Source organism: Natronorubrum halobium (genome assembly GCF_051351675.1).
Classification (GTDB): domain Archaea; phylum Halobacteriota; class Halobacteria; order Halobacteriales; family Natrialbaceae; genus Natronorubrum.
The window spans coordinates 4,580,780-4,599,996 of record NZ_CP195595.1; the positions used below are offsets into that span (position 1 = coordinate 4,580,780).

General features: G+C 63.7%; 20 protein-coding genes and 1 tRNA gene. 7 read left to right on the forward strand and 14 right to left on the reverse strand.

Translation table 11 applies throughout. The annotated features are described in order from the left end of the window. Positions 1 to 348 precede the first annotated feature (348 nt). The 3 genes from ACSFC7_RS22910 to ACSFC7_RS22920 all read right to left on the reverse strand — a co-directional run bounded on the left by ACSFC7_RS22910 (position 349) and on the right by ACSFC7_RS22920 (position 2,151). Complete coding sequence (locus ACSFC7_RS22910; RefSeq protein ID WP_436345232.1) at positions 349 to 633, reverse strand: DUF5808 domain-containing protein; 285 nt, start codon at positions 631 to 633, stop codon at positions 349 to 351. Positions 634 to 734: 101 nt separating this feature from the next. Continuing rightward, the gene (locus tag ACSFC7_RS22915) at positions 735 to 1,382 is read right to left on the reverse strand and encodes a pyrrolidone-carboxylate peptidase (protein ID WP_436345234.1); all 648 of its coding nucleotides are present in this window, start codon (positions 1,380 to 1,382) and stop codon (positions 735 to 737) included. A 112-nt stretch (positions 1,383 to 1,494) separates the two neighbouring features. After that, positions 1,495 to 2,151 (reverse strand): helix-turn-helix domain-containing protein, encoded by a 657-nt coding sequence (locus ACSFC7_RS22920; protein ID WP_436345236.1) that lies wholly within the window; start codon positions 2,149 to 2,151, stop codon positions 1,495 to 1,497. Between the two features lie 97 nt (positions 2,152 to 2,248). Here ACSFC7_RS22920 and ACSFC7_RS22925 point away from each other — a divergent pair, with 97 nt between their 5' ends. Then, positions 2,249 to 2,470 carry a YgaP family membrane protein gene (locus ACSFC7_RS22925; RefSeq protein ID WP_436345238.1) on the forward strand — a complete coding sequence of 74 codons (222 nt, stop codon included), beginning with the start codon at positions 2,249 to 2,251 and terminating at the stop codon, positions 2,468 to 2,470. Positions 2,471 to 2,519: 49 nt separating this feature from the next. On the opposite strand, the gene ACSFC7_RS22930 is transcribed toward ACSFC7_RS22925, so the two are convergent. The 3 genes from ACSFC7_RS22930 to ACSFC7_RS22940 all read right to left on the reverse strand — a co-directional run bounded on the left by ACSFC7_RS22930 (position 2,520) and on the right by ACSFC7_RS22940 (position 4,889). Then, entirely contained in the window at positions 2,520 to 4,274 is a 1,755-nt protein-coding gene (locus ACSFC7_RS22930; RefSeq protein ID WP_436345240.1) for a bifunctional N(6)-L-threonylcarbamoyladenine synthase/serine/threonine protein kinase, read from the reverse strand. 161 nt (positions 4,275 to 4,435) lie between these two features. Beyond that, positions 4,436 to 4,570: a 30S ribosomal protein S27ae gene (locus ACSFC7_RS22935; RefSeq protein WP_006090065.1), complete on the reverse strand. Its 135-nt coding sequence runs from the start codon at positions 4,568 to 4,570 to the stop codon at positions 4,436 to 4,438. Position 4,571: 1 nt separating this feature from the next. Beyond that, positions 4,572 to 4,889, reverse strand: coding sequence for a 30S ribosomal protein S24e (locus ACSFC7_RS22940; RefSeq protein ID WP_436345243.1), 318 nt, complete (start codon positions 4,887 to 4,889; stop codon positions 4,572 to 4,574). A gap of 170 nt (positions 4,890 to 5,059) precedes the next feature. Between ACSFC7_RS22940 and ACSFC7_RS22945 the strand changes: the two genes are divergently transcribed. Continuing rightward, a complete protein-coding gene (locus tag ACSFC7_RS22945; protein WP_436345245.1) occupies positions 5,060 to 6,262 on the forward strand; it encodes an outer membrane protein assembly factor BamB family protein in 1,203 nt (400 codons plus the stop codon). After that, positions 6,259 to 7,170, forward strand: a complete 912-nt coding sequence (locus ACSFC7_RS22950; protein ID WP_436345247.1) for a hypothetical protein — start codon at positions 6,259 to 6,261, stop codon at positions 7,168 to 7,170. Before ACSFC7_RS22945 ends, ACSFC7_RS22950 begins: the two co-directional genes overlap by 4 nt. Before the next feature lie 6 nt (positions 7,171 to 7,176). Here ACSFC7_RS22950 and ACSFC7_RS22955 read toward each other — a convergent pair whose 3' ends face one another. Further along, entirely contained in the window at positions 7,177 to 8,241 is a 1,065-nt protein-coding gene (locus tag ACSFC7_RS22955; protein WP_436345249.1) for a WD40/YVTN/BNR-like repeat-containing protein, read from the reverse strand. A 223-nt stretch (positions 8,242 to 8,464) separates the two neighbouring features. On the opposite strand from ACSFC7_RS22955, the gene ACSFC7_RS22960 reads away from it, so the two are divergent. Beyond that, entirely contained in the window at positions 8,465 to 9,955 is a 1,491-nt protein-coding gene (locus ACSFC7_RS22960) for a sensor histidine kinase (protein WP_436345251.1), read from the forward strand. Between the two features lie 19 nt (positions 9,956 to 9,974). Here ACSFC7_RS22960 and ACSFC7_RS22965 read toward each other — a convergent pair whose 3' ends face one another. Then, entirely contained in the window at positions 9,975 to 10,709 is a 735-nt protein-coding gene (locus tag ACSFC7_RS22965; protein WP_436345253.1) for a helix-turn-helix domain-containing protein, read from the reverse strand. Between the two features lie 476 nt (positions 10,710 to 11,185). On the opposite strand from ACSFC7_RS22965, the gene ACSFC7_RS22970 reads away from it, so the two are divergent. Both ACSFC7_RS22970 and ACSFC7_RS22975 read left to right on the forward strand, forming a co-directional pair. Then, positions 11,186 to 11,509 carry a hypothetical protein gene (locus ACSFC7_RS22970; RefSeq protein ID WP_436345254.1) on the forward strand — a complete coding sequence of 108 codons (324 nt, stop codon included), beginning with the start codon at positions 11,186 to 11,188 and terminating at the stop codon, positions 11,507 to 11,509. Positions 11,510 to 11,813: 304 nt separating this feature from the next. Continuing rightward, positions 11,814 to 12,044, forward strand: coding sequence for a hypothetical protein (locus ACSFC7_RS22975; protein WP_436345256.1), 231 nt, complete (start codon positions 11,814 to 11,816; stop codon positions 12,042 to 12,044). 19 nt (positions 12,045 to 12,063) lie between these two features. Here the strand turns inward: ACSFC7_RS22975 and ACSFC7_RS22980 are convergent, their stop codons facing one another. The 3 genes from ACSFC7_RS22980 to ACSFC7_RS22990 form a co-directional block, all read right to left on the reverse strand. After that, positions 12,064 to 13,065 carry a hypothetical protein gene (locus ACSFC7_RS22980; protein WP_436345258.1) on the reverse strand — a complete coding sequence of 334 codons (1,002 nt, stop codon included), beginning with the start codon at positions 13,063 to 13,065 and terminating at the stop codon, positions 12,064 to 12,066. After that, positions 13,062 to 13,262 (reverse strand): DUF4177 domain-containing protein, encoded by a 201-nt coding sequence (locus ACSFC7_RS22985; RefSeq protein ID WP_436345260.1) that lies wholly within the window; start codon positions 13,260 to 13,262, stop codon positions 13,062 to 13,064. Before ACSFC7_RS22985 ends, ACSFC7_RS22980 begins: the two co-directional genes overlap by 4 nt. A gap of 1,340 nt (positions 13,263 to 14,602) precedes the next feature. Beyond that, positions 14,603 to 14,674, reverse strand: a tRNA-Ala gene (locus ACSFC7_RS22990). Between the two features lie 172 nt (positions 14,675 to 14,846). On the opposite strand from ACSFC7_RS22990, the gene ACSFC7_RS22995 reads away from it, so the two are divergent. Further along, positions 14,847 to 16,235, forward strand: coding sequence for an ATP-binding protein (locus ACSFC7_RS22995; RefSeq protein WP_436345262.1), 1,389 nt, complete (start codon positions 14,847 to 14,849; stop codon positions 16,233 to 16,235). A 57-nt stretch (positions 16,236 to 16,292) separates the two neighbouring features. Here the strand turns inward: ACSFC7_RS22995 and ACSFC7_RS23000 are convergent, their stop codons facing one another. From ACSFC7_RS23000 to tuf, 3 genes are all read right to left on the reverse strand, one after another. Then, entirely contained in the window at positions 16,293 to 17,000 is a 708-nt protein-coding gene (locus tag ACSFC7_RS23000; protein ID WP_436345264.1) for a rhomboid family intramembrane serine protease, read from the reverse strand. Positions 17,001 to 17,419: 419 nt separating this feature from the next. Beyond that, positions 17,420 to 17,728 carry a 30S ribosomal protein S10 gene (gene rpsJ, locus ACSFC7_RS23005; protein WP_006090080.1) on the reverse strand — a complete coding sequence of 103 codons (309 nt, stop codon included), beginning with the start codon at positions 17,726 to 17,728 and terminating at the stop codon, positions 17,420 to 17,422. After that, positions 17,729 to 18,994, reverse strand: a complete 1,266-nt coding sequence (gene tuf / locus ACSFC7_RS23010) for a translation elongation factor EF-1 subunit alpha (protein ID WP_436345266.1) — start codon at positions 18,992 to 18,994, stop codon at positions 17,729 to 17,731. Positions 18,995 to 19,217: the final 223 nt, after the last annotated feature.

Here is a 19,217-nt window from a genome sequence, read left to right on the forward strand (position 1 = left end):
CTCGAGGCGGTGGCTCCCGGGCGAATATAGCCGTCGGTTCGCCGATCACCGCTCGGCGTCGGCGGAGATCCTGATCGCCCAGCGATCGTCCGAGAGCACGGACTGTCCGAACCTGACGTTTCCGTCGACGGCGCACCCAGCCGTCCCCGGTGTACTAGCGTTCATCGGAGAACAGTTTCCTCCCAGAACTGTGCTGGTCCGCAACCTGACGGCATATCCGCTGCACTGGCAGCGTAGCAGCCGGTTTACGGCAGCGTTCGGCAACCAGTGCGGCTCACAGGATCGTCGGGTTATCTTCGATATCATCCACAGCAATACAACAGTATCCGCGGCCGTCGCTCGCAGGGGCTAGTTGTCGTCTTCGTCGACGATGACTTCGACGGGTTCGTCCTCGCGGTCCTGACTCTGATCCGAAGCGCCCTGTTCTTGCTGCCACAGGAGCGCGCCGGCGACGAGTACGACGACCCACGATCGCCAGTTGGCGAGGTTCAGCGTGTAACCGACGCCGAAGGGTTTCTCGACGAGCATCCCTTCGCCGGGCTGCCAGTACGACGAGAGCATGCGGCCCATGCTGGGTCGTTCGAAGTTGTACGGTACCCCGAGAATCTCTCCGGAACTCGGTTTGTCTGCCATACGCGAACGTACACCCTCCCCGGATATGAGTATTGGGTACTCGTCTCTCTGCTCGCAAGCAACCCCTCCGCGTCGCGCTCGAGCCGCTATCGACGCCGATTTCACCGTTCCGCGACCGCGCGCTCGAGTCCGGCGACGAGGCCGTCCGCCATCGCCTCGAGCGCCAGGCTGGGCTCGCCGTCGTCGCGTTCGGCCGCCTGTTCGTGCGACAGGGGGACGTGCACGAACCCCGCGCCGAACTCCCGATCGCTCGTTTCGACGAGATGGCGGGCGGCGTAGAGGAAATTGTTGCAGGCGTGCGTTCCGGCATCGGTCGACAGCGTGGTCGGGACGCCCGCCTCGAGCATCGCTTCTTTCATCGCTCGAAGCGCCAGCGTCGCGAAGTAGGCGTCCGGCCCGTCGCCGATCGCCGGCTCGTCGACCACCGTGCGGTCCTCGTTGTCCGGGGTCCCCGCGGTATCCCGGAGGTTGATTCCGACGCGCTCGAGCGAGAGCGTGTTCCGACCGGCGGCCAGCCCGAGTCCGCAGACGATATCGGGGTCGTGATCGTCGATCGCGGCCTCGAGCGCCGGGTGGAGTCGGTCGAACGCGACGGGGAGTTCCCGACCGGCGACGGTCGCGTCGCCGATAGTCGTGCCGTCGAGGCGTTTCGCGAGTCGGCTCGAGGGATTGGATTCGAACTCGCCGAACGGTTCGTAGCCGGTGAGCAGGACGTCGGTCATCGGTCGCACCTCCAACTGATCGGACATGAGTGCCCCGGTTCGTCCGGCGGACGCGACGAGCGTCTCGGCGGAGATGAACCAGCACCGCCGGCCGGTGAGCGCCAGCCGCCGAGCGGTGATCGCTAGTCGCGCATCCCACTCACGGCTCGAGGAGCGCAGCAATCAGCGTCGATTCGGCTTTCTGGAGGTGTTCGGCTGCGGTCGCGGACGCACAGTCGAGTTCGCGGGCGACAGTCTCGGTCGTCGCACGGCGGGGGACCTCGTAGTAGCCGACCTCGAGGGCGGCCTCGACGGCCTCGCGCTGCCGCCGTGAGAGCCGTCCGACCGCGCTCTCGGGGGCGACGGTCTCCCCGCCGACCGCCTCGACGGTGACGTCGACGCCGTCGGGAACGCCCTCGACCGCGCGCTGGATGTCGGCGTCCGCGCCGACGATCGAGAACGTGTTGCTCCCGTCGTCGTTGCAGACGATCGGCGGCACGGTGATGAGACTCCCCCGCGTGAAGTTCTCGAATAGCAGTCGCGCGGCCGCGGCGACCGCGCCCTCGAAGAAGCAGTGACACTCGCGGTCCGTTATCGGCAGGATTTCGTACTCGTCGACGTTCTCGCTGGCTGCCAGTTCGGCCTCGAACCGTCGGTAGTCGCCGCGGATCCACAGCAGGAACGCCGTCGGCGGCGCCGCGACGTTCCAGTTGATGATCCGAACCCGCTCGAGATACGACGCACCGCCCGCGAGCCGTTCGTACAGCGGCGGGGCGTAGTCGCCGGCGGGATCCAGCGTGAGGCGAATGCGTTTCATCGATCGTCCACCAGTTGGGTAGTCGACACGACGTGTAATAAACCGGGGCGACATATTCGGCCGCAGCGTTTCCACTCGGCCGCCCGTAGGAACGCCTATGCAGCGAAACGTCGGCGGTACCGATCGTATCGTGCGCGGAATACTCGGCATCTGGCTGGTCGTGGTGGCCGCGGCGGCCTCTCAGGACGGACAACGCGAGCGGGCCGTCATCGCAGGAGTCGCGGGACTCGGACTCCTCTGGAACGCACTGACGCGGTTCTGCGGCGGGAACTACCTGCTCGGCGTGGATACGACTACGGAGTCCTGTTCGGTCGAGTGACGAGGTCCTCGAGTGTCAGCCCGTCGAACGACGAGGTCCTCGTGCCGACCTACGTCTGGTCGTCGTCGACGACGTACCGACCCCGTCCCTCGACGTCCCGCAGGCGCTCGAGGACTCGCTCGTCACCGACCTCGCGGTAGCCCTCTCGGACCGCCTCGCGCAGCGGGTCGGGATCGTCCGCGGTGCCGACGAGGCTCTGGTCGAAGACGTGGATGTCCATCGCGTAGTCCTCGACGTGGTCGGTGTGGTAGCCGAGGCCGAAGTCGATGAGATAGGTGCGGTCCGTAGCCTGTTCGCGGCCGTCGCTCGCTCGCTCCTTCGAAGACCCGTCGCGTCTCCCGACCCGGACGTTCCGCGTCGTCGGATCCCCGTGGACGAACCCCGCTCGATGCAGTCGCGCGAGGTGGCGGCCGACGTCGCGAACGCGCTCGACCGTGAGGGCGTCGCGAAGGTCGGCGTCGCCGACGTACTCGAGACCGAGGCGCGCCTCGAGTGGATCGACGTCCGACAGTACCGGCGTCGGCACGCCCTCGCGACGGGCGAGACTCGTCAGGCGGGCCTCGAGGGTCGTGCGCTCGCGTCGGAGTCGGTCGTCGAGGGCGGGATGCCGGTAGGTCTTCGACTCGCGGCGTTTCGTAACCCGTCCGGCATCTGGCTCGAGAGTGACGAGTGCTTCGGCGCCGCGGACCCGACTCTCGCTCTCGTCTCCGCCGCGTCCCGCTCCCAGTTCGCGTTCCGCCGTTCTCCAGGTGACCGGCACCTGGTCGGGCCGGTAGTTCGGATCGACGCGCGAGTCCGCGAGCGCCAGCGTGTCGCCCGCGTCGTACATCTTCGCTCCGAGCACGGCGATCATCCCCGCGTTGTCCCGAAGGAATCGGGGCTCGGGGGCATGGAAGTCGGCCCCGCGCTGGGCGCACATCGACTCGAGCATCTCCCGGAGACGAGCGTTCTGTCCGACGCCGCCGCCGAGGACGAGTTCGTCGCTGCCGGTCAGCGAGAGCGCGCGCTCGGCGACCTCGGCGAGCATGCCGAAGACGTTCTCCTGGAGGGAGAAGCAGATGTCCTCGATCGGCACGCCACCGTCGGACTCGCGACGCTCGTCCGACGAGCCTCCGCTCGCACTGCTCGCGGAGACGCCGTCGTATGCCTGCTTGGCAGCGCTCATGATCCCCGAGAACGAGAAGTCCATCCCCTTGACGACGTAGGGGAGGTCGACGTACTCGCCGCCTTCTGCTGCCGCCTCGACCTTCGGTCCGCCGGGGTGAGACCAGCCGACGTGGCGGGTGAACTTGTCGATCGCGTTGCCGACGCCGGTGTCCATCGTCTCGCCCAGCACGCGATACCGGCCGTTTCGGTAGGCCAGCAGGTGCGCGTTCGCGCCGCTCGCGTTCAGGCAGACCGGGGAGTCGAATCCCGAGGTGTGGCGGCCGATCTCGAGGTGGGCGACCATGTGGTTGACGCCGACGAGGGGGACCTCGAGCGCCTGGCTCAGCGCACGCGCGGCCGTCCCGACGATGCGCAGGCAGGGACCGAGACCCGGCCCCTGCGAGAAGGCGACGGCATCTATCGGTGGCTCCGAGGACGGACCGTCGTACGTATCGCGAGCGTGGTCGAGTGCCGTCTCCACGACGCGCGGGATCGCGTCGTGCATGTGTTCGGCGGCCTCACGCGGATGGATGCCGCCGCTGTCGGGTTCGTAGGCGTCGCTCTCGATGAATACGTCGTCGGTAGCGGCATCGTAGACGGCCGCGCTGGCCGCCCAGGCGGTACCTTCGATGCCGAGAATTCGGGTGTCGGAACTCACGTGTGGGTATCACTGTACGAGCGAGGGAGCACCGGCGGTGCGCGCTCGCGGGTCGGTTTACTCCCCGCTCGCGTCTGCCGATGGCCCTCTCGTCGCTCGCTCACGGCTCCTGACGTCGCCGTTCGCGTTTTCGATGCGACTCACTGACGTTCGCCGCATCGCTACTCCCACTCGGTGTACCCGCACTTCCCGCAGTGGGTGCGGTCGCCGTGATCCGCGAGGAAGACGTCGCCACAGCGGGGGCACTTTTCGCGCTCCGTGGTGCCGTCGTCGTTGTAGAGTTCGTGTCGTGCCATTTCAGGCCTCCTCCGCTTCCGGCTCCGCTTCCTCGTCGGCGGCGCCGATCTTGTTGCGCTCGAGCATGTGGTCCTGCTCGACGTCGCGGGCGTTGTCGGCCGTGTCGTAGACCTTCGCCTGACCGACCGTCTTGCGCATCCCGAACTTAGTGTCGAGTTTGCGGACGACGACCTCGTCGGCGTCCTTGTTCAGTTTCGCCGCGAGACTGTCCCGAACCTGCAGACGCGAGGGCGTCGCGTCCTCGTGGGTCAGTTCGAAGGTAACGTCCGTTCGATGCAACATGGGGTTCTCCGTTTCGGAGATGATGTCGACGTCCATGATATCACTCAGTTACACTACTATCCCCGTGTAGCGCCTAAAAGGATTTCGAAGCCTCACCCCGAACGCGCCGTCACCCCGTCGGTCCGGTCCGTGCCAGTCGTCCCTCTCCTGTAGCCGGCCCGAACAGATGGAAGAGATTACATATTCGCGCCGAGACTGCCGAGTTGATGCCCTCCAGACGACGGTTACTCGCGAGCGTCGGGCTCGCCGCCGCCGGTTCCCTCGGCGCTCACGCTGCCATCGCCGCGCAGTCGGACTCGACGACGATCGACTGGCCGATGGACCGATACGACGCCGCCGGAACCGGCTACAATCCCGACGCGTCGGGACCGAAAGACGACGTCGAGATTTCGTGGGCGGCGTCGCTCGAGCGGACCGGGGGGTTCGCGATCGATCAACCCGTCGTCGTCGACGGGACGGTGTACGCCGGCACCGACGAACTCGTGGCGTTCGACGCCGAAACCGGCGACGTTCGGTTCTCCTACGGGAAGGCGTACGGCTCGAGTCCCGCACACGCGTCGGCGTCGGTCTACCGTACAGATACGCTGGCGGTCGCCACGCCGGACGGCATCGTCGGCCTGAACGCCGGCGGCGGAATCGGACTGTTCGGACACCGATTCGGCGCGGAACGATGGCAGGGACCAGGCCGAACGTCGGCGTCGTTTTTCGGCTCGCCCGAGACGCCGGCGCCCGTCGCGGTCGGTGAAACGGTGTACGCCGCCGTTCCCGACACCAGCGACGTCGTCGCACTCGAGGCTGGCAGCGGCCGCGAACGGTGGCGACGGCGTATCGAGTACGACGGCGGATACGGCGCCACACCACACCGGCCGGCGGTGAGAGACGGAACCGTCTTCGTCACCGCGCAGTCGGCGCTGATCCGTGCGTTCGACGTCGAAACGGGCGACGAGGAGTGGCGCGGCGAACTCGAAGACCCGACGATCCTCGCACCGACGGCGACCGAAGATGGCGTCGTCGTCCCGACGCGAAACGGCGCGGCAGTGTTCGAGGCCGACGGAAGTGGCATCCGCTGGGTACGAGACTTAACGGGAAACGCGACCGACGGTGCCGCTGCCGTCGCCGACGGAACGGTGTTCGTGACTGATGATGGAACCGACGGTTCGTTACACGCGCTCGACCTCGAGACGGGCGACGAGGAGTGGTCCGTCCCGTTCGGTCCCGGGGTCTTCCCAGTCGTCGCCGACGGCGTCGTCTACGCGACGGACGGCTACGAACTGGCCGCGTTCGATGCCGAGACTGGCGAGGAGCGATTTACGTACGAACCGGAGTGGTACCTCTCCCCGCCAGCGGTCGGCGACGGCGTGCTGTACGTCGTCGACGGTGATCGGGTCCTCGCCATGGAGGACGCATGACCGACGAACCGGTCGACTCGAGGACGGACGGTACGACCTCACGGACGCAATCGGAGACTGACGGCGTGGAGACGCCGATCTATCATCCGGGTTCGAACGGCGAAGTTGATACTGATGGGGAAGCCACGACTGGCGGCTCGTCGCCGCCTACGCCACTCGCGGCAGCGATAGGGCGGATACGACGGGATCCGACGCTCGCACTGCCGTTCGTTATCGCCGGCGTCCTCCTCGCCGTCGTCGACTGGGTCCGGCGACACGACCCGCTTCCGACGCTGGTATCCGACGACGGCGAGGGGATCTCGATCAGCGTCGAGTTCGTCGGCTATCCGACCGGAATCTCCGAGACGACGCGCTCGATCGAGTCACTCGTCGATCTGTACCTTCCGTATCTCGCCTGGGGGATCGGTCTCGAGGTCGCCGCGCTGGCGGTCGTCGCGGGCGCCGGGACCGTGACGATCGCTCGCGCCCTCGATGAAGCGGGTACCGCTACCGGTAGTGACGTGACGGGCCGGATTCGTCGACTGCTCGCGTATCTCGGACTCGTCGCGTTGTTCGCCTCGGCGGGGCGCGTGCTCGGATCGGTCGGGGAGGTCGGACCGGTCCTCGGACTTCCGCTGTTCGTCGCCGTCTGCGTCGCGCTAGTACGCTTTTTCGTCGCACCCGCGTTCGTCGTCACGGGCTCGGGACCGATCGCGGCGCTCCGTCGGAGCAATCGCGTCACTCGCGGCTCCGGGTGGTCGATCTTCGCGCTCGTGCTCGCGTTCGGACTCGCGGCGTGGCTCCTCACGCTCGTCCCGCTCGCGTACGCAGGACCCGTCCTGAGTAGCGCGCTCGTCGCGTCGGTCCACGCCGTCACGGTCGCTGTCGTCTGGGAACGCGCGGACGAGGCGGAGACGAGCGCCCGCTGAAGCGCATCAGGAAAGCGCGACCAGTCCGCGCGGTGCCTGCGTTTCGAGGCCCTCGTCCCAGTCGATATCGACGCGCTCCCAGCGGCCGCCGAAGTCTTCGCTCACGTACACGCCGCGGTTGTTCAGCGAGTAGACGACGCCGTCCTCGGTCGTGTCGAAGACGGCGCGAACGACGCCCTCGCCTACCGGAAGCCCGTGATCGTCGAGCCGTTCCCAGGGCTCGTCGTCGGTGCGGCGGTAGACGTACGACTCGGCCGTCCCGGCCGTGTGCGCGCTCCGAGCGCCGCTCGCACTCGAGACGATGATCGAGTCCGGATCGTCCGGATCGGCGGCGACTCCCCAGCAGTAGGTGTGCTCGAGGCCGTCCTGTGGATGCCGCCAGGACTCCCCGCCGTCGTCGCTCTCGGCGTAGCCGTCGCCCGCGGCCGTGTAGACGCGACCCTCTCGGTCGGGATGGATCGCCAGCGTGTGGTTGTCCCGGCGAGAGCCCTCGGGTCGTTCCTGCCACGTCTCACCGCCGTCGGTGCTCAGGACGAACGCGCCGGCCTCGATGCCGACGTACAGTCGGTCGGGGTCGAACGGATCGACCTCGAGCCAGCGGACGTGGTGGGTGTGCGGGCGGGGCGGGAAGTACCACTCCGCTTCGGAGGGGAGGTCCGTCAGTCCCGGCAGGTGCGTCCAGGAGTCGCCGCCGTCCGCGGAGCGGTAGACGCGACTCGGCTCGGTCCCGGCGTAGATCACGTCCGGGTCGTGGGGGCTGATCGCGAGCGACATGACCGCGTCGCTGACGAACTCGGTCTCGAGACGCTCGAACGACGGCGCGTCCGCGTCGGCGTTCGGTTCGTCAGCCCCGTCGTTCGTTTCGTCAGTCTCACCGTCCGTCGCTCGAGCGCGAAAGAGTCCGTCTTCGAAGGTGCCGACGAACGCGCGATCCGGCTTGACGGGGGAGGCGGCGACGCACTCGAGGTCGTGGCCCTCGAGTCCGGTCGTCACCGACCAGTCGGTATCGGTACGTCCGTCGGGCGTGCACACGAGGAGTCGATCGCGGAGTGCCGCGTAGAGGGTCGACATAGTGGGATAGACGGGCGCCACCTACAAACGATACAGGGGTGACCGCACGAACGGCGCGGGATGGTCGACGCGACGCGTACCGATTCGAGGATACCGGACGGACCCGTACCGATTCGGGAGCGACGAGCGAGGGACGTCCGCAGTCGATGATGGACGACGAGGTGTCGACGAGGTTGCCAATTGATTTATCATCGCCGTCTCCCCATCGAATAGTGTCCCAGCGATGATCTCGAGTGCTCGCTCCGCGGCGACAGTCGTTCGCGAGTACTCGGTTTCGAGCATCGGAATCGGATTACTCGGTATCGTCGGCGCGTACGCGCTCGTGTTCGGCGGCCCCCTCCCACTGCTGGTCGTCGAACTGCTGGTCCCGGGACTGATCGGATCGGGACTCGTCTGGTACGGGTTGCGAACCCGCGACCGCGAGAGCGGAACGCAGCGGGCGGATATCGTCACCGCCTCCTCGGTCACCTGCGGTGCGATGGTCGCGACGTTCTGTGCCTGGAGTATCTATCTCCTCTCGGTCAGAGTCGGATTTACCGGCGGGTTCGCCCAGCCAGTGATCAGTGCACTGAGCACCGGCATGGCCTTCGGCGGCCTTCTCGGCCACGTCTACGTCGAGTTCGCACACCACTACCGCGAGAACGAGCGACTGTCGCGGGCCGTCGACGCCTCGATGGACGGCATCGCCGTCATCGTCGACGATCAGCACGTCTACGTCAACGACGCGTACGCCTCCCTCTACGGCATCCGTGACGCCACGGCCCTCGAGGGAACGAACTGGGAAACGCTGTATACGAACGCCGCACGGACCACCATCGAACGCGAGGTCCTCCCGGCGCTCGACGACCGAAACTACTGGCGGGGAACGCTGACCGGCAAACGCGCCGACGGCACGACGTTCCCACAGGACGTCACGGTGAGCGTCCTCGAGTACGGTTCCGTCGTGGTCGCCCGCGACGTGACCGAACAGCGCGACCGCGAGCAGCGCATTCAGGTGCTGAATCGCGTCCTTCGCCACAACCTCCGGAACGCCGTCACCGTCATCCAGGGCCACGCGTCCCTCGTCGGTGAGCGGGATTCGATCCTCGAGCGCCGCCACGTCGCCCCCATTCTCGAGGAGATCGACGATCTGATGGCGACGGCCGACAAGGCCCGGAGCATCGAGCGGACCCTCGATCGGAACGGCACGACCGATCTGGTCGAAACCACGACGGTCGTCCGCTCGGTCGTCGACCGGGCACGAGCGGCGTACCCCGACGCTCGAGTCGTCTCCCAGGTCGACGAGCAGGGGTCGGACGCGACCAGACCGAGCGTCGACGGCAGCGTCGTCGACGCCCTCGACGAACTGGTCGACAACGCGATCCAGCACAACCGGTCGAACGACGACGGTCCAGTCTCGGGTGCCGGGGACGACCCGACCGTCGAAGTCGCCGTTCGAACCGTCGCGTCCGAAGCCGAGTCCAGAGTGGAGTTTACGGTCACCGACGACGGCAACGGGATCCCCGACGCCGAACGTCGCGCGGTACTCGAGGGGCGGGAGACGCAACTCGATCACAGCTCCGGGCTGGGGCTGTGGCTCGTCAACTGGATCGTCCAGAACGCCGGCGGCGACCTTCGCTTTGCGGATCGTCCCGACGGTGGCACGGTCGTGACGCTCTCGTTCCCACGCGAGCACACCGTCCCGTCGGACCCGACGCCGAGAGCGTCGCTGTGAGCGGACTCGTCGCTGACGCCTACCGACCCGATTGCGGCCTCGTCTCCGTATTCGAATCCTCCTCCGAGGTCGATCTGCGCTGCGCGGCCGACTTCTCCCCGGTGATCACCGTCGACATGAGCTGGGATTCGATCCGACGGAGGTGCTGGCCGACGGTGCCGGCAGAACAGCCCAACTGGTCTGCGAGATCCTGATACGTCACCTCGCGCGGCTCCTGATAGTAGCCCGCCTCGATCGCCACGGACAACACCTCGCGCTGGCGGTCCGTCAGTTCGACCAGCGGCTGGCCGTCCGACGGATCGTACCTGCCGAGCCGTTCGATCTCGAGGTCGACGATCCCTCGCGTCTCCGCGACGAGCGACTGGAGTTCGCTCTCACAGCCAATCTGGGAGACGCGGAGTCGCGCGTTTCCCGGTCCGGTGTACTCCATCGGATAGTCGAGCAACACGGCGTGTCGCTGGTGGATCTCGAGGAGGTCCGACGTCAACTCGCTCGGCTGGTAGTGCATCTGCAGGATCGTACCGCCGTCGACGTCGCTGAGCAGGTACTCGAAGATCCTCGAGTCGGGATGCTCGAGTGCCCGGACGATGTCCCCTCGGTCCCCCTGGATCTCTCGTCGCGTGACGATCGTTCCGTCGGTGAGGTAGTCGATGTCCTGTATCGTTCTGAGGGTGACACCGCACTCGCACAACAGCGCTTCCCCCGGATCGAAGTGTCCCCGTCGGGCCGTGAGTACGTATGTCACGTATCGCATATCAGGTTCCAATATCGTACTCTCTAATAATATTTCTGTCTATCTATGAATTTAATAAATATATTAACATAAAATGACGAAGAATCGGGCGCGGGCTAACGGCTATTGGCAATAGTGGCACTCCGTCGCCGGAGGATCTCGCCCGGTTATTTCGGTGCGACGTGCGGACCACGGCCGTACCCGGCGGCCGTATCGCTCGCGGTCCGGGCGAACGAGCGGAAGCGAGTTTTCGTTCGAGCAGCGCAAAATATGTCGCGATTGACGGCATCGCCGGTCGGTCCGGGACTCGCGCGCGGTCGACTGTCGAACTCGCCGGTTCCAGTAGGGGTGGTCACGACCCAGGGTGCCCCTCGTGAATCCGGGATACCGGGAACTGCAGTGGGAGCCGACTCGATCCGGTCGTGTTTCACGGTAGTCACGATAGCGAGACTTCCACCAGAATTAATACTCCTCGAACGCCAACCAATGGCTCGACAATGACCGACCGGCCGCCGTCCCCGCCAGCGCCGACCGCCCTCCCCGCGACCGCCACCGACGAGGATCGTATCGTCGCGACCACACCCCAGCTCACCGCGCGCATCGAGGACGCGGTCGGCTGTCGACTCGACGAGAGCGTCCTCGAGGAGTTGCTCCTCGAGTTAGACCGCGGCGAGTACGTCGAGTGGGTGACGATGACTCGAGACGGCGAGTACGTCTGGGACCTGACCGAGTCGCCCGACCGGATCGCCGACGCCGTGGCGACGGTCGTCGTCGAGCGGTTCGAGGGGTGGGTCGAGGGACAACTGACGAGCAGTTCGTAAGCGACGACCGACACCACTACTCGAACCGGGTCACCGTTCAGTAGGCGCTCCGACAGACTCGGTCGTCGATTCACGGATAGCGTCCCGGATCGCAGTTCGGCGGGACGGATTCCAATCGACGCGTTTCCCCGTCGAGCACGGCTCGAGCGCGTCGCTCGCGATCACCTCGAGTCGGAGGGCACTAACACGCAGTTCGGCGAATTCGTGCGAGAGAGTCTCACTGTCACAGGATTGATAGCCGCTATCACACATCGAACACGCCTGACACCAACGGGGTTATAGCGACCCAGTTCGGACCGCTGGTATGACACTCCCCGCCTCCACCGCCGACCCCCCGGTAGCTGGCAAGACGACGCTGTACTGTTTCAACTGCGGTCACGAGAGCCCTATCGAGGGAGACTGGAACCGACGACCGGACGGCGACACGGTCGAGTACAGCTGTCCGGTCTGTCGGACGACGATCACCACCCGGCCGCGCCGGGATCGACAGCACCCGAGCGGCGAAGCGAGGGTGCTTCACTGCTCGAGCGACTGACCGACCCGTTACTGCGAACTCAGTCCCCCCGGAGCACGAGCGGCCCCATCGCGGACGTGCGCTTCGCGATCGTCGCCAGGCGGAGGATGTACGAGACGAACAGTAAGAACGGGAGGAGACAGGCCGTGTACGCGGCACAGATCGCCCAGAGCCGGATATCGGTCCCGAGGAGGGAGCCGGTGAACGTGGAGACGTCGACGAGCATCACCATGCCACCGGCGACGACGAGTGCCGGCACCGCGAGATACAGAATCCCCTGCGAGAGTTTGACGAGCGACCACTGGAAGTAGAGCGTCTTGATGTACTCGCGGGCGGGGCCGTACATCGTGAGCGCCTCCAGCGTCTTCCGCCCCGCCTCGCGCTGCTCGTTCGTGAGGCCGTCTTCGTGCTCGTTCAACAGCCAGCGCAGATCGTACATCTTCCGATCGTAGTTGTAGTTCAACGCCGCCTTCATCACGGCGAAGGAGCCGAAACTGGCGTCTTCTAGCTGGTCCGTCGCTATCCGCGCGTTCTCGAGGAGGTCCTCGACGTAGGCCTCGGTGTGCATCCGAAGCTCCTCGTCGTCGCTCCGTTGGACCGCCTCGTCGAACGCGCGGGCTCGGTCGCTGGTCGCATCGATGAGTTCTTTGAGGAACAGCGCGGGGTTGGCGGGGCTGGGGAACTCGAGCAACTCGTCGGTGTTCTCGTAGAAGTCCATCGCGAGGTCCATCCGCTGGCGTTGGCCGCCGAGCGGGCCGATCTCCTGGGAGAGGACCAGCTGATTGATCGAGACGACGAGCGTGGCGCCCGTGATGAGCGCCCCGATCAGCGCCTGAAACGCCATCTTGACCCAGTCGGTGGTCAGCAGGACCCGCTGGGCCGACGGCGGGCGGGACGCGCCCCAGATCATCAGCGCCGCGAAGACGCCGAGGGCGATCGCGGCGGTGAGCCACCACCGATTCGCGTTGAGCAGGACCCAGAGCTTGTAGCGGTTCTCGTCGGCCCGACCCCGCATCGTGTTGGCGGTCGAGAAATCCTTCATCTGGGTTCGTTCTCGAGGGACCGCTCGAAGATCAGGTACTTCGTACCGCCGCCGTCGTAGGAGACGGTTTCCACGAGTCGCCACCCCTCCGCGGCCAGTTCGTTGAGTCGTTTTTCGGGGTTCGCGGACTCGCGTTTCGTGAGTTCCGTCGGGGGCTCGATGGCTTTGTACTCCCAGTCGGCGGACTCGCTGGTCATTTTCGTAGACGATTACTCGGTGACAGGTGACGGTTGTCCCTGCACCTGATAGAGGTATTTGGGGTTAGGTTGAAGTCGGGGGTTGCGATATAGATTGGCGTGTTCAACGTAGTAATTAGGGTAAAGACGCAAGCAAGTGGTTAAACAAAACAATACTATGGTTGTTTTCTGTACATATCCTATCGATTATTATGGGTGTGAAAATTGTGGATGGGTTTTAATTCTCTTGGGGCATTTTCTCGTCGACCGCTGATTGTTTTTCACTCTCTGAATCTGGTTTAACTCTCTCCTTATACGTTGCCTTCATATCTTCTCGATTAGAACGATTCCTGTGCTTAAGGACAGCACTCACACCAGTGAAACCAAATCCACTAAACAAAAGTCCAATATATACCAAGTCAAGTAATATTATCGTCAGTATCTCTAACAAGACAGCGGATGAGGTTCTGGGGGCATCTATTTGGCCTGTAATAAGTGTACGATAATATATCGCAATTATAAACAGCCCAAGCCCAACGAAAAATGAAATAGCTCGAATACCATAATATCTATTTCTGCTACCTTTATACCTTATTTTGTTATTTGTATGTGTGGACTCTATTGACTTCGACACAATATACGACATGAGTAGAAGTAATACCGGCGTGAATGTGACCAATTCAAAAATTGACTTCAGCATGTCTATCCAACCTTCTGTTCCCCCAACTGTTAACGTGATGAATTCTCGTAATATGATAGACAAAATACCAATTGCCAGAAGTGCAAATCCTAGAATTATTAGATTGTATACAATAAGCCCCCATTTTATACCAAATAATGTTCTGTATGCCTCTCGCGTAGAATTATATGGGAGCAAATCACGCACAATAAGAGAGACTAATTCATCTAGACTTTTCATAAATCATCTACACATTTGACTAAGGGTACAAATCATTTCCGGAGTGCACAGATGTCATCTTCCAAATACGATGTCAAGAGACTTTAAAAACGGAACCAGAACCAGATGCCCAAAATCTCTCGTGATGACAAAAAGTGCATAGCGTCTTCCGGACCACGACTCCCAAGGCATCAAATCTGCTTCGACGATTTGCGCCGCTCGCGGATTTGCTCGCGGCGCAAAATAGTGGACTCGCTGGGATTGAGCAAACCCGAAGGGTTTGCGATGTACAGCGAGTCCACGACTGATGCGAACGAAGTGAGCGGAAGGAGATGGACTCGCTGGGATTTGAACCCAAAGGAAGACGGTCGCTCGCTTCGCTCGCGCTGCGACTTCCAGGGCTTCAAATCCCAGCTCGACGACGATGTGCGCCGCTCGTGGATTTGCTCGCGGCGCAAAATAGTGGACTCGCTGGGATTTGAACCCAGGGCCTCTTCCTTGCGAAGGAAGCGATCTACCACTGATCTACGAGCCCTCGACCGTTCCTAACCTCGGTTTCTATTTGTAGCTTGTGTTTCGTGGACGACTCGAGAGTCACCACCACTCGAGTCGCCCCACTCACTCGAACCCAGATAGTAAAATCGTAATTAGTATAATTGTGATTTTGTAATCACAATTATTATTGTCGTGGCCCGCGAGAGACCGGTATGAGTCAGCCACGGTTCGTCGACCGCGAGGACGAACTCGAGCGTCTGGAATCGGGGTTCGAGAGCGACGCAGCCGAGTTGCTCGTCGTCTACGGCCGGCGACGGCTCGGAAAGAGTGCGCTCGTCCGGGAGGCGATTCGAGACTGCGACGACGCGATCTACTGGCAGGCAACCGAGGAAACGGCGGCCGCCCAGCTCGAGAACTTCGTCGAGACGGCCAGCGAGACGGTTCCGATGCTCGAGGACATCAAGCGCGACTGGGAGGCCCTGCTCCGGGCGCTCGGACGACAGGACGCGATTGTCGTCATCGACGAGTTTCCGTATCTAGTCGAATCCGATGACGCGCTGCCCTCGAAGATCCAACGGGTCTGGGATCTACACCTCGAGGAGACGGCCGCGACGCTCGTACTCGTGGGATCGTCGATCAGCGTCATGGAAGAGAAGGTCCTCGGCGGTGGCAGCCCGCTGTACGGCCGCCGGACGGGGACAATCGATCTTCCGCCGCTCGAACTGCGGGACGCACGGCAGTTCTATCCGGAGGACGATCCCGATTCGATCGTCCGGACGTGGAGCGTGTTCGGTGGAACGCCGTACTATCTGCAGGCGCTCACCCCCGATGCGTCGCTGGCCGAAAACATCCAGTCCCACGTGCTCTCCGAACACGGCGTCCTCCACAACGAACCCGAGTTCCTGTTGCGAACGGAGTTCGGCATCCGAGAGCCCCAGACGTACTACACGATCCTCCGGGCGATCGCGACGGGGAAGCGAGAGTCGAACGAGATCGCGGACTTCGCCGGCGTCGACTCGAACGCACCCAGCTCGTACCTCTCGAAGCTGCGCCGACTCCGGTTGATCGAACGAGACATTCCGGTAACGGCCAATCCGAACGCGACCCGAAAGAGCCGGTATCGGCTGAACGAGCCGCTGTTCAACTTCTGGTTCCAGTACGTCTACGGACAGGAGGGGAAGATCGCCCAACTCGGCGACGACGCCTACGAACAGTTGGTCGAACCAAGCTTTTCGGAGTACATGGGGACGATGTTCGAGCGCGTCTGCCAGAACGCGCTCCCGTCGCTCCTTCCCAAAACCTATCAGGGAATCGGCTACTGGTGGCACGACCACCACGAACTCGACGTCGTGGGACTCGCGAGCGACGGGACCCTCGTCGCTGGCGAGTGTAAGTACACCACCAGAGAGATGACGAAGAGCGATCTGACCGCTCTCGAGCGACGGACGGCTCAGGTGCGGTGGACGCCACCCGAGGGCACCGAGCTGACACACCACTACTGTTGTTTCTGCCGGTCCGGATTTTCGGAGGAACTTCGAACGGTCGCCGAGGACCGAGACGACATCTCGCTGTTTACCCCGGCGGATATCGTCACGGACTGATTTCGAGCGCAATCCGACGGCGTACAGAACATACCACAATTCGTCGTGCTCGACCAACTACACCCTCGAGCCGCGCCCACCTGACCCGCCGACGTGCAACACGCGAGCCCGCCCGGCCAACAGCCCCAGCAAAAAGCCGGTGAAGTGCGCGAGCAGGGCGACGCCGGGACCGCCGGTCGCCAGCGTCACAGCAATCGCCAGTCCGACGAATACCACCACGGCCAACCACTGCGGGACGTCCACGAACGAGGCCAGCCCGGTCGACAGCCGGTTCGAGGCGATCAGGTAGCCCAGCAGGGCGAAGACGGCCCCGCTGGCCCCGAGTACGCCCTCGGTTCCGGGGACGCCGAGCAGGGGCGCCGACGACGCCACGTTCGTGAGGACGATCTGGGAGATGCCGGCGATCGCGCCCGTCACCAGGAAGAACGTGTGGAATCGAAGTCGGGTGGTCGCTCGAGCTACGGGCCAGCCGAAGACGATCAGCGCGAGGCTGTTCGACACCAAGTGACCGAGTCCGCCGTGGGCGTAGACGCTCGTCACGATCGTCCACGGGTTGGTCGTCAACGGCGGCGCGAGGACGAACAGGCCGGCCATCACGCCGATTCCGATAATCGCCGCCACCTGTTGGGCGACGAAGACGACGACGAAGACGATCAGGAGTTCGACGATGGGGCTGCTCGAGCCCTCTCTCGACCCGTCGTCCGTACTGGAGTCGGACCCGAGGTAGGTGCCCGACTGTGACCGTGACCGCGAGCGCCTCGACATACGGGTCACTGCGACGGGGACCGACAAAAGCCTCCGCACTGACCCGTGGGAAGTGAGAATAGCGGGTGCGACTCGAGTGGATTGTTACTGAATGCGTGAATCGGACTCCGAGGACGACCCGAGCGTTCTGTGCACGCTGGCGGCGATGGTTGCCACGTCCTCCCCAGCCGATTCGATCGCTCCTTTCAGTCGCTCACTCATCCAGTGGAAGACGCAAGCGTCTTCCAAGCCATTCGCTCGTGCTACTCGAGAAGACCTCGCGTGCGTTTGAGCGACGGTTCGCCGTCGGCGAACCGTAGCCCAGCACGCGCCACCGCACGTGGATCAGTCAGTATACACACAGTAAACGATTGAACCACACAGCTATCGCTGCAAGCCAGAATCGACGTGCAAAAACGGTGAAAAACGCGAATCGACCGTTAGTCTTCGAGGACGATCTCGATCGAGACGTCGTTCGGCACCTGAATGCGCATGAGCTGGCGGAGTGCGCGTTCGTCGGCGTCCAGATCGATCAGGCGCTTGTGGACGCGCATCTCCCAGTGCTCCCACGTGGCAGTGCCTTCGCCGTCAGGCGACTTCCGGGTCGGCACCTCGAGGGTCTTCGTCGGCAGCGGGATCGGACCGCTCAGGTTGACGCCGGTATTGTTCGCAATCTCGCGGACGTCGTCGCAGATGTCGTCTAAGTCTTCTGGACTCGTGCCCGCGAGTCGAACGCGTGCCTGCTGCATTTATTCTTTCTCGTGAACTTCGAGGACCTTTCCGGCCGCGATGGTCTGACCCATGTCGCGGATGGCGAAGCTCCCGAGTTCTGGGATCTCGCTCGATGGCTCGATGCTGAGTGGCTTTTGTGGTCGGATGGTGACCACAGCAGCGTCACCCGACTGGATGAAGTCGGGGTTCTCCTCGGCGACCTCGCCGCTTGCTGGGTCCATCTTCTTGTCGATGGATTCGATCGTACACGCGACCTGTGCCGTGTGGGCGTGGAAGACCGGGGTGTAGCCAGCCGTGATGACGGACGGGTGCTGCATGACGACGACCTGAGCCTGGAACGTCTCGGCGACGCTCGGTGGGTCGTCGGACGGGCCACAGACGTCACCGCGGCGGATGTCGTCCTTGCCGATGCCGCGGACGTTGAATCCGACGTTGTCACCGGGCTCGGCTTTCGGCACCTCTTCGTGGTGCATCTCGATCGTCTTCACTTCGCCGCCCACGTCGCTGGGCTGGAAGGAGACGTTGTCGCCGATGTTCATGACACCGGTCTCGATACGTCCGACTGGGACGGTACCGATACCCGAGATCGTGTAGACGTCCTGGATCGGGAGTCGGAGCGGCGCGTCCGTCGGTGGCTCCGGCGCTGGGAGGTTGTTCAGGGCCTCCAGCAGGGTCACGCCGTCGTACCACGGCGTGTTGTCGGACTCCTCGGCGATGTTGTCGCCTTCGAACGCCGAAATCGGGATGAACGAGGCGTCGTCGGTCTGGAACTGCACCTGCTTGAGCAGCTGGTTGACTTCGTCGACGACCTCGTTGAAGGTATCCTCTTTGTAGTCGACGACGTCCATCTTGTTGATGCCGATGATGAGTTCGTCGATACCGAGGGTTCGAGCCAGGAAGACGTGCTCCTGGGTCTGGGGCGCGACACCGTCGTCAGCGGCGACGACGAGGACGGCGTTGTCCGCCTGGGATGCGCCCGTGATCATGTTCTTCACGAAGTCGCGGTGACCGGGACAGTCGACGATGGTGAAGTCGTAGGCGTCCGTCGAGAACTCCTGGTGGGCGATGTCGATGGTGACACCACGCTCTCGCTCCTCGGCGAGGTTGTCCATGACGTAGGCGAACTCGAAGCCGCCCTTGCCCTTCTCTTCTGCTTCTTCGCGGTGCTGTTCGATGACGTGCTCTGGTACGCTGCCTGTCTCGTACAGGAGGCGTCCCACGAGCGTGCTCTTCCCGTGGTCAACGTGGCCGATAATGGCCAGGTTCTGGTGTTGTTCGCTCATTGTTGTAGCTCACGCGCAGAGGCGCTTATATCGGTCTCTTTTGCTCGTTGCGGTTAAAACCATTTCGAAAGCGTATTCTGCTGACCCCGGCGCCTTCTTGCGGTTTGCCTAGCATTCACACGATATGGGCAGTTCGATCGAGGACTGCCGTCGGCCGGCTGGCACCGAGAGAGACAGCGGTTAGGGCCCGTTCGCACTGCCAGCGAGGCGTCGATCGGTCGGT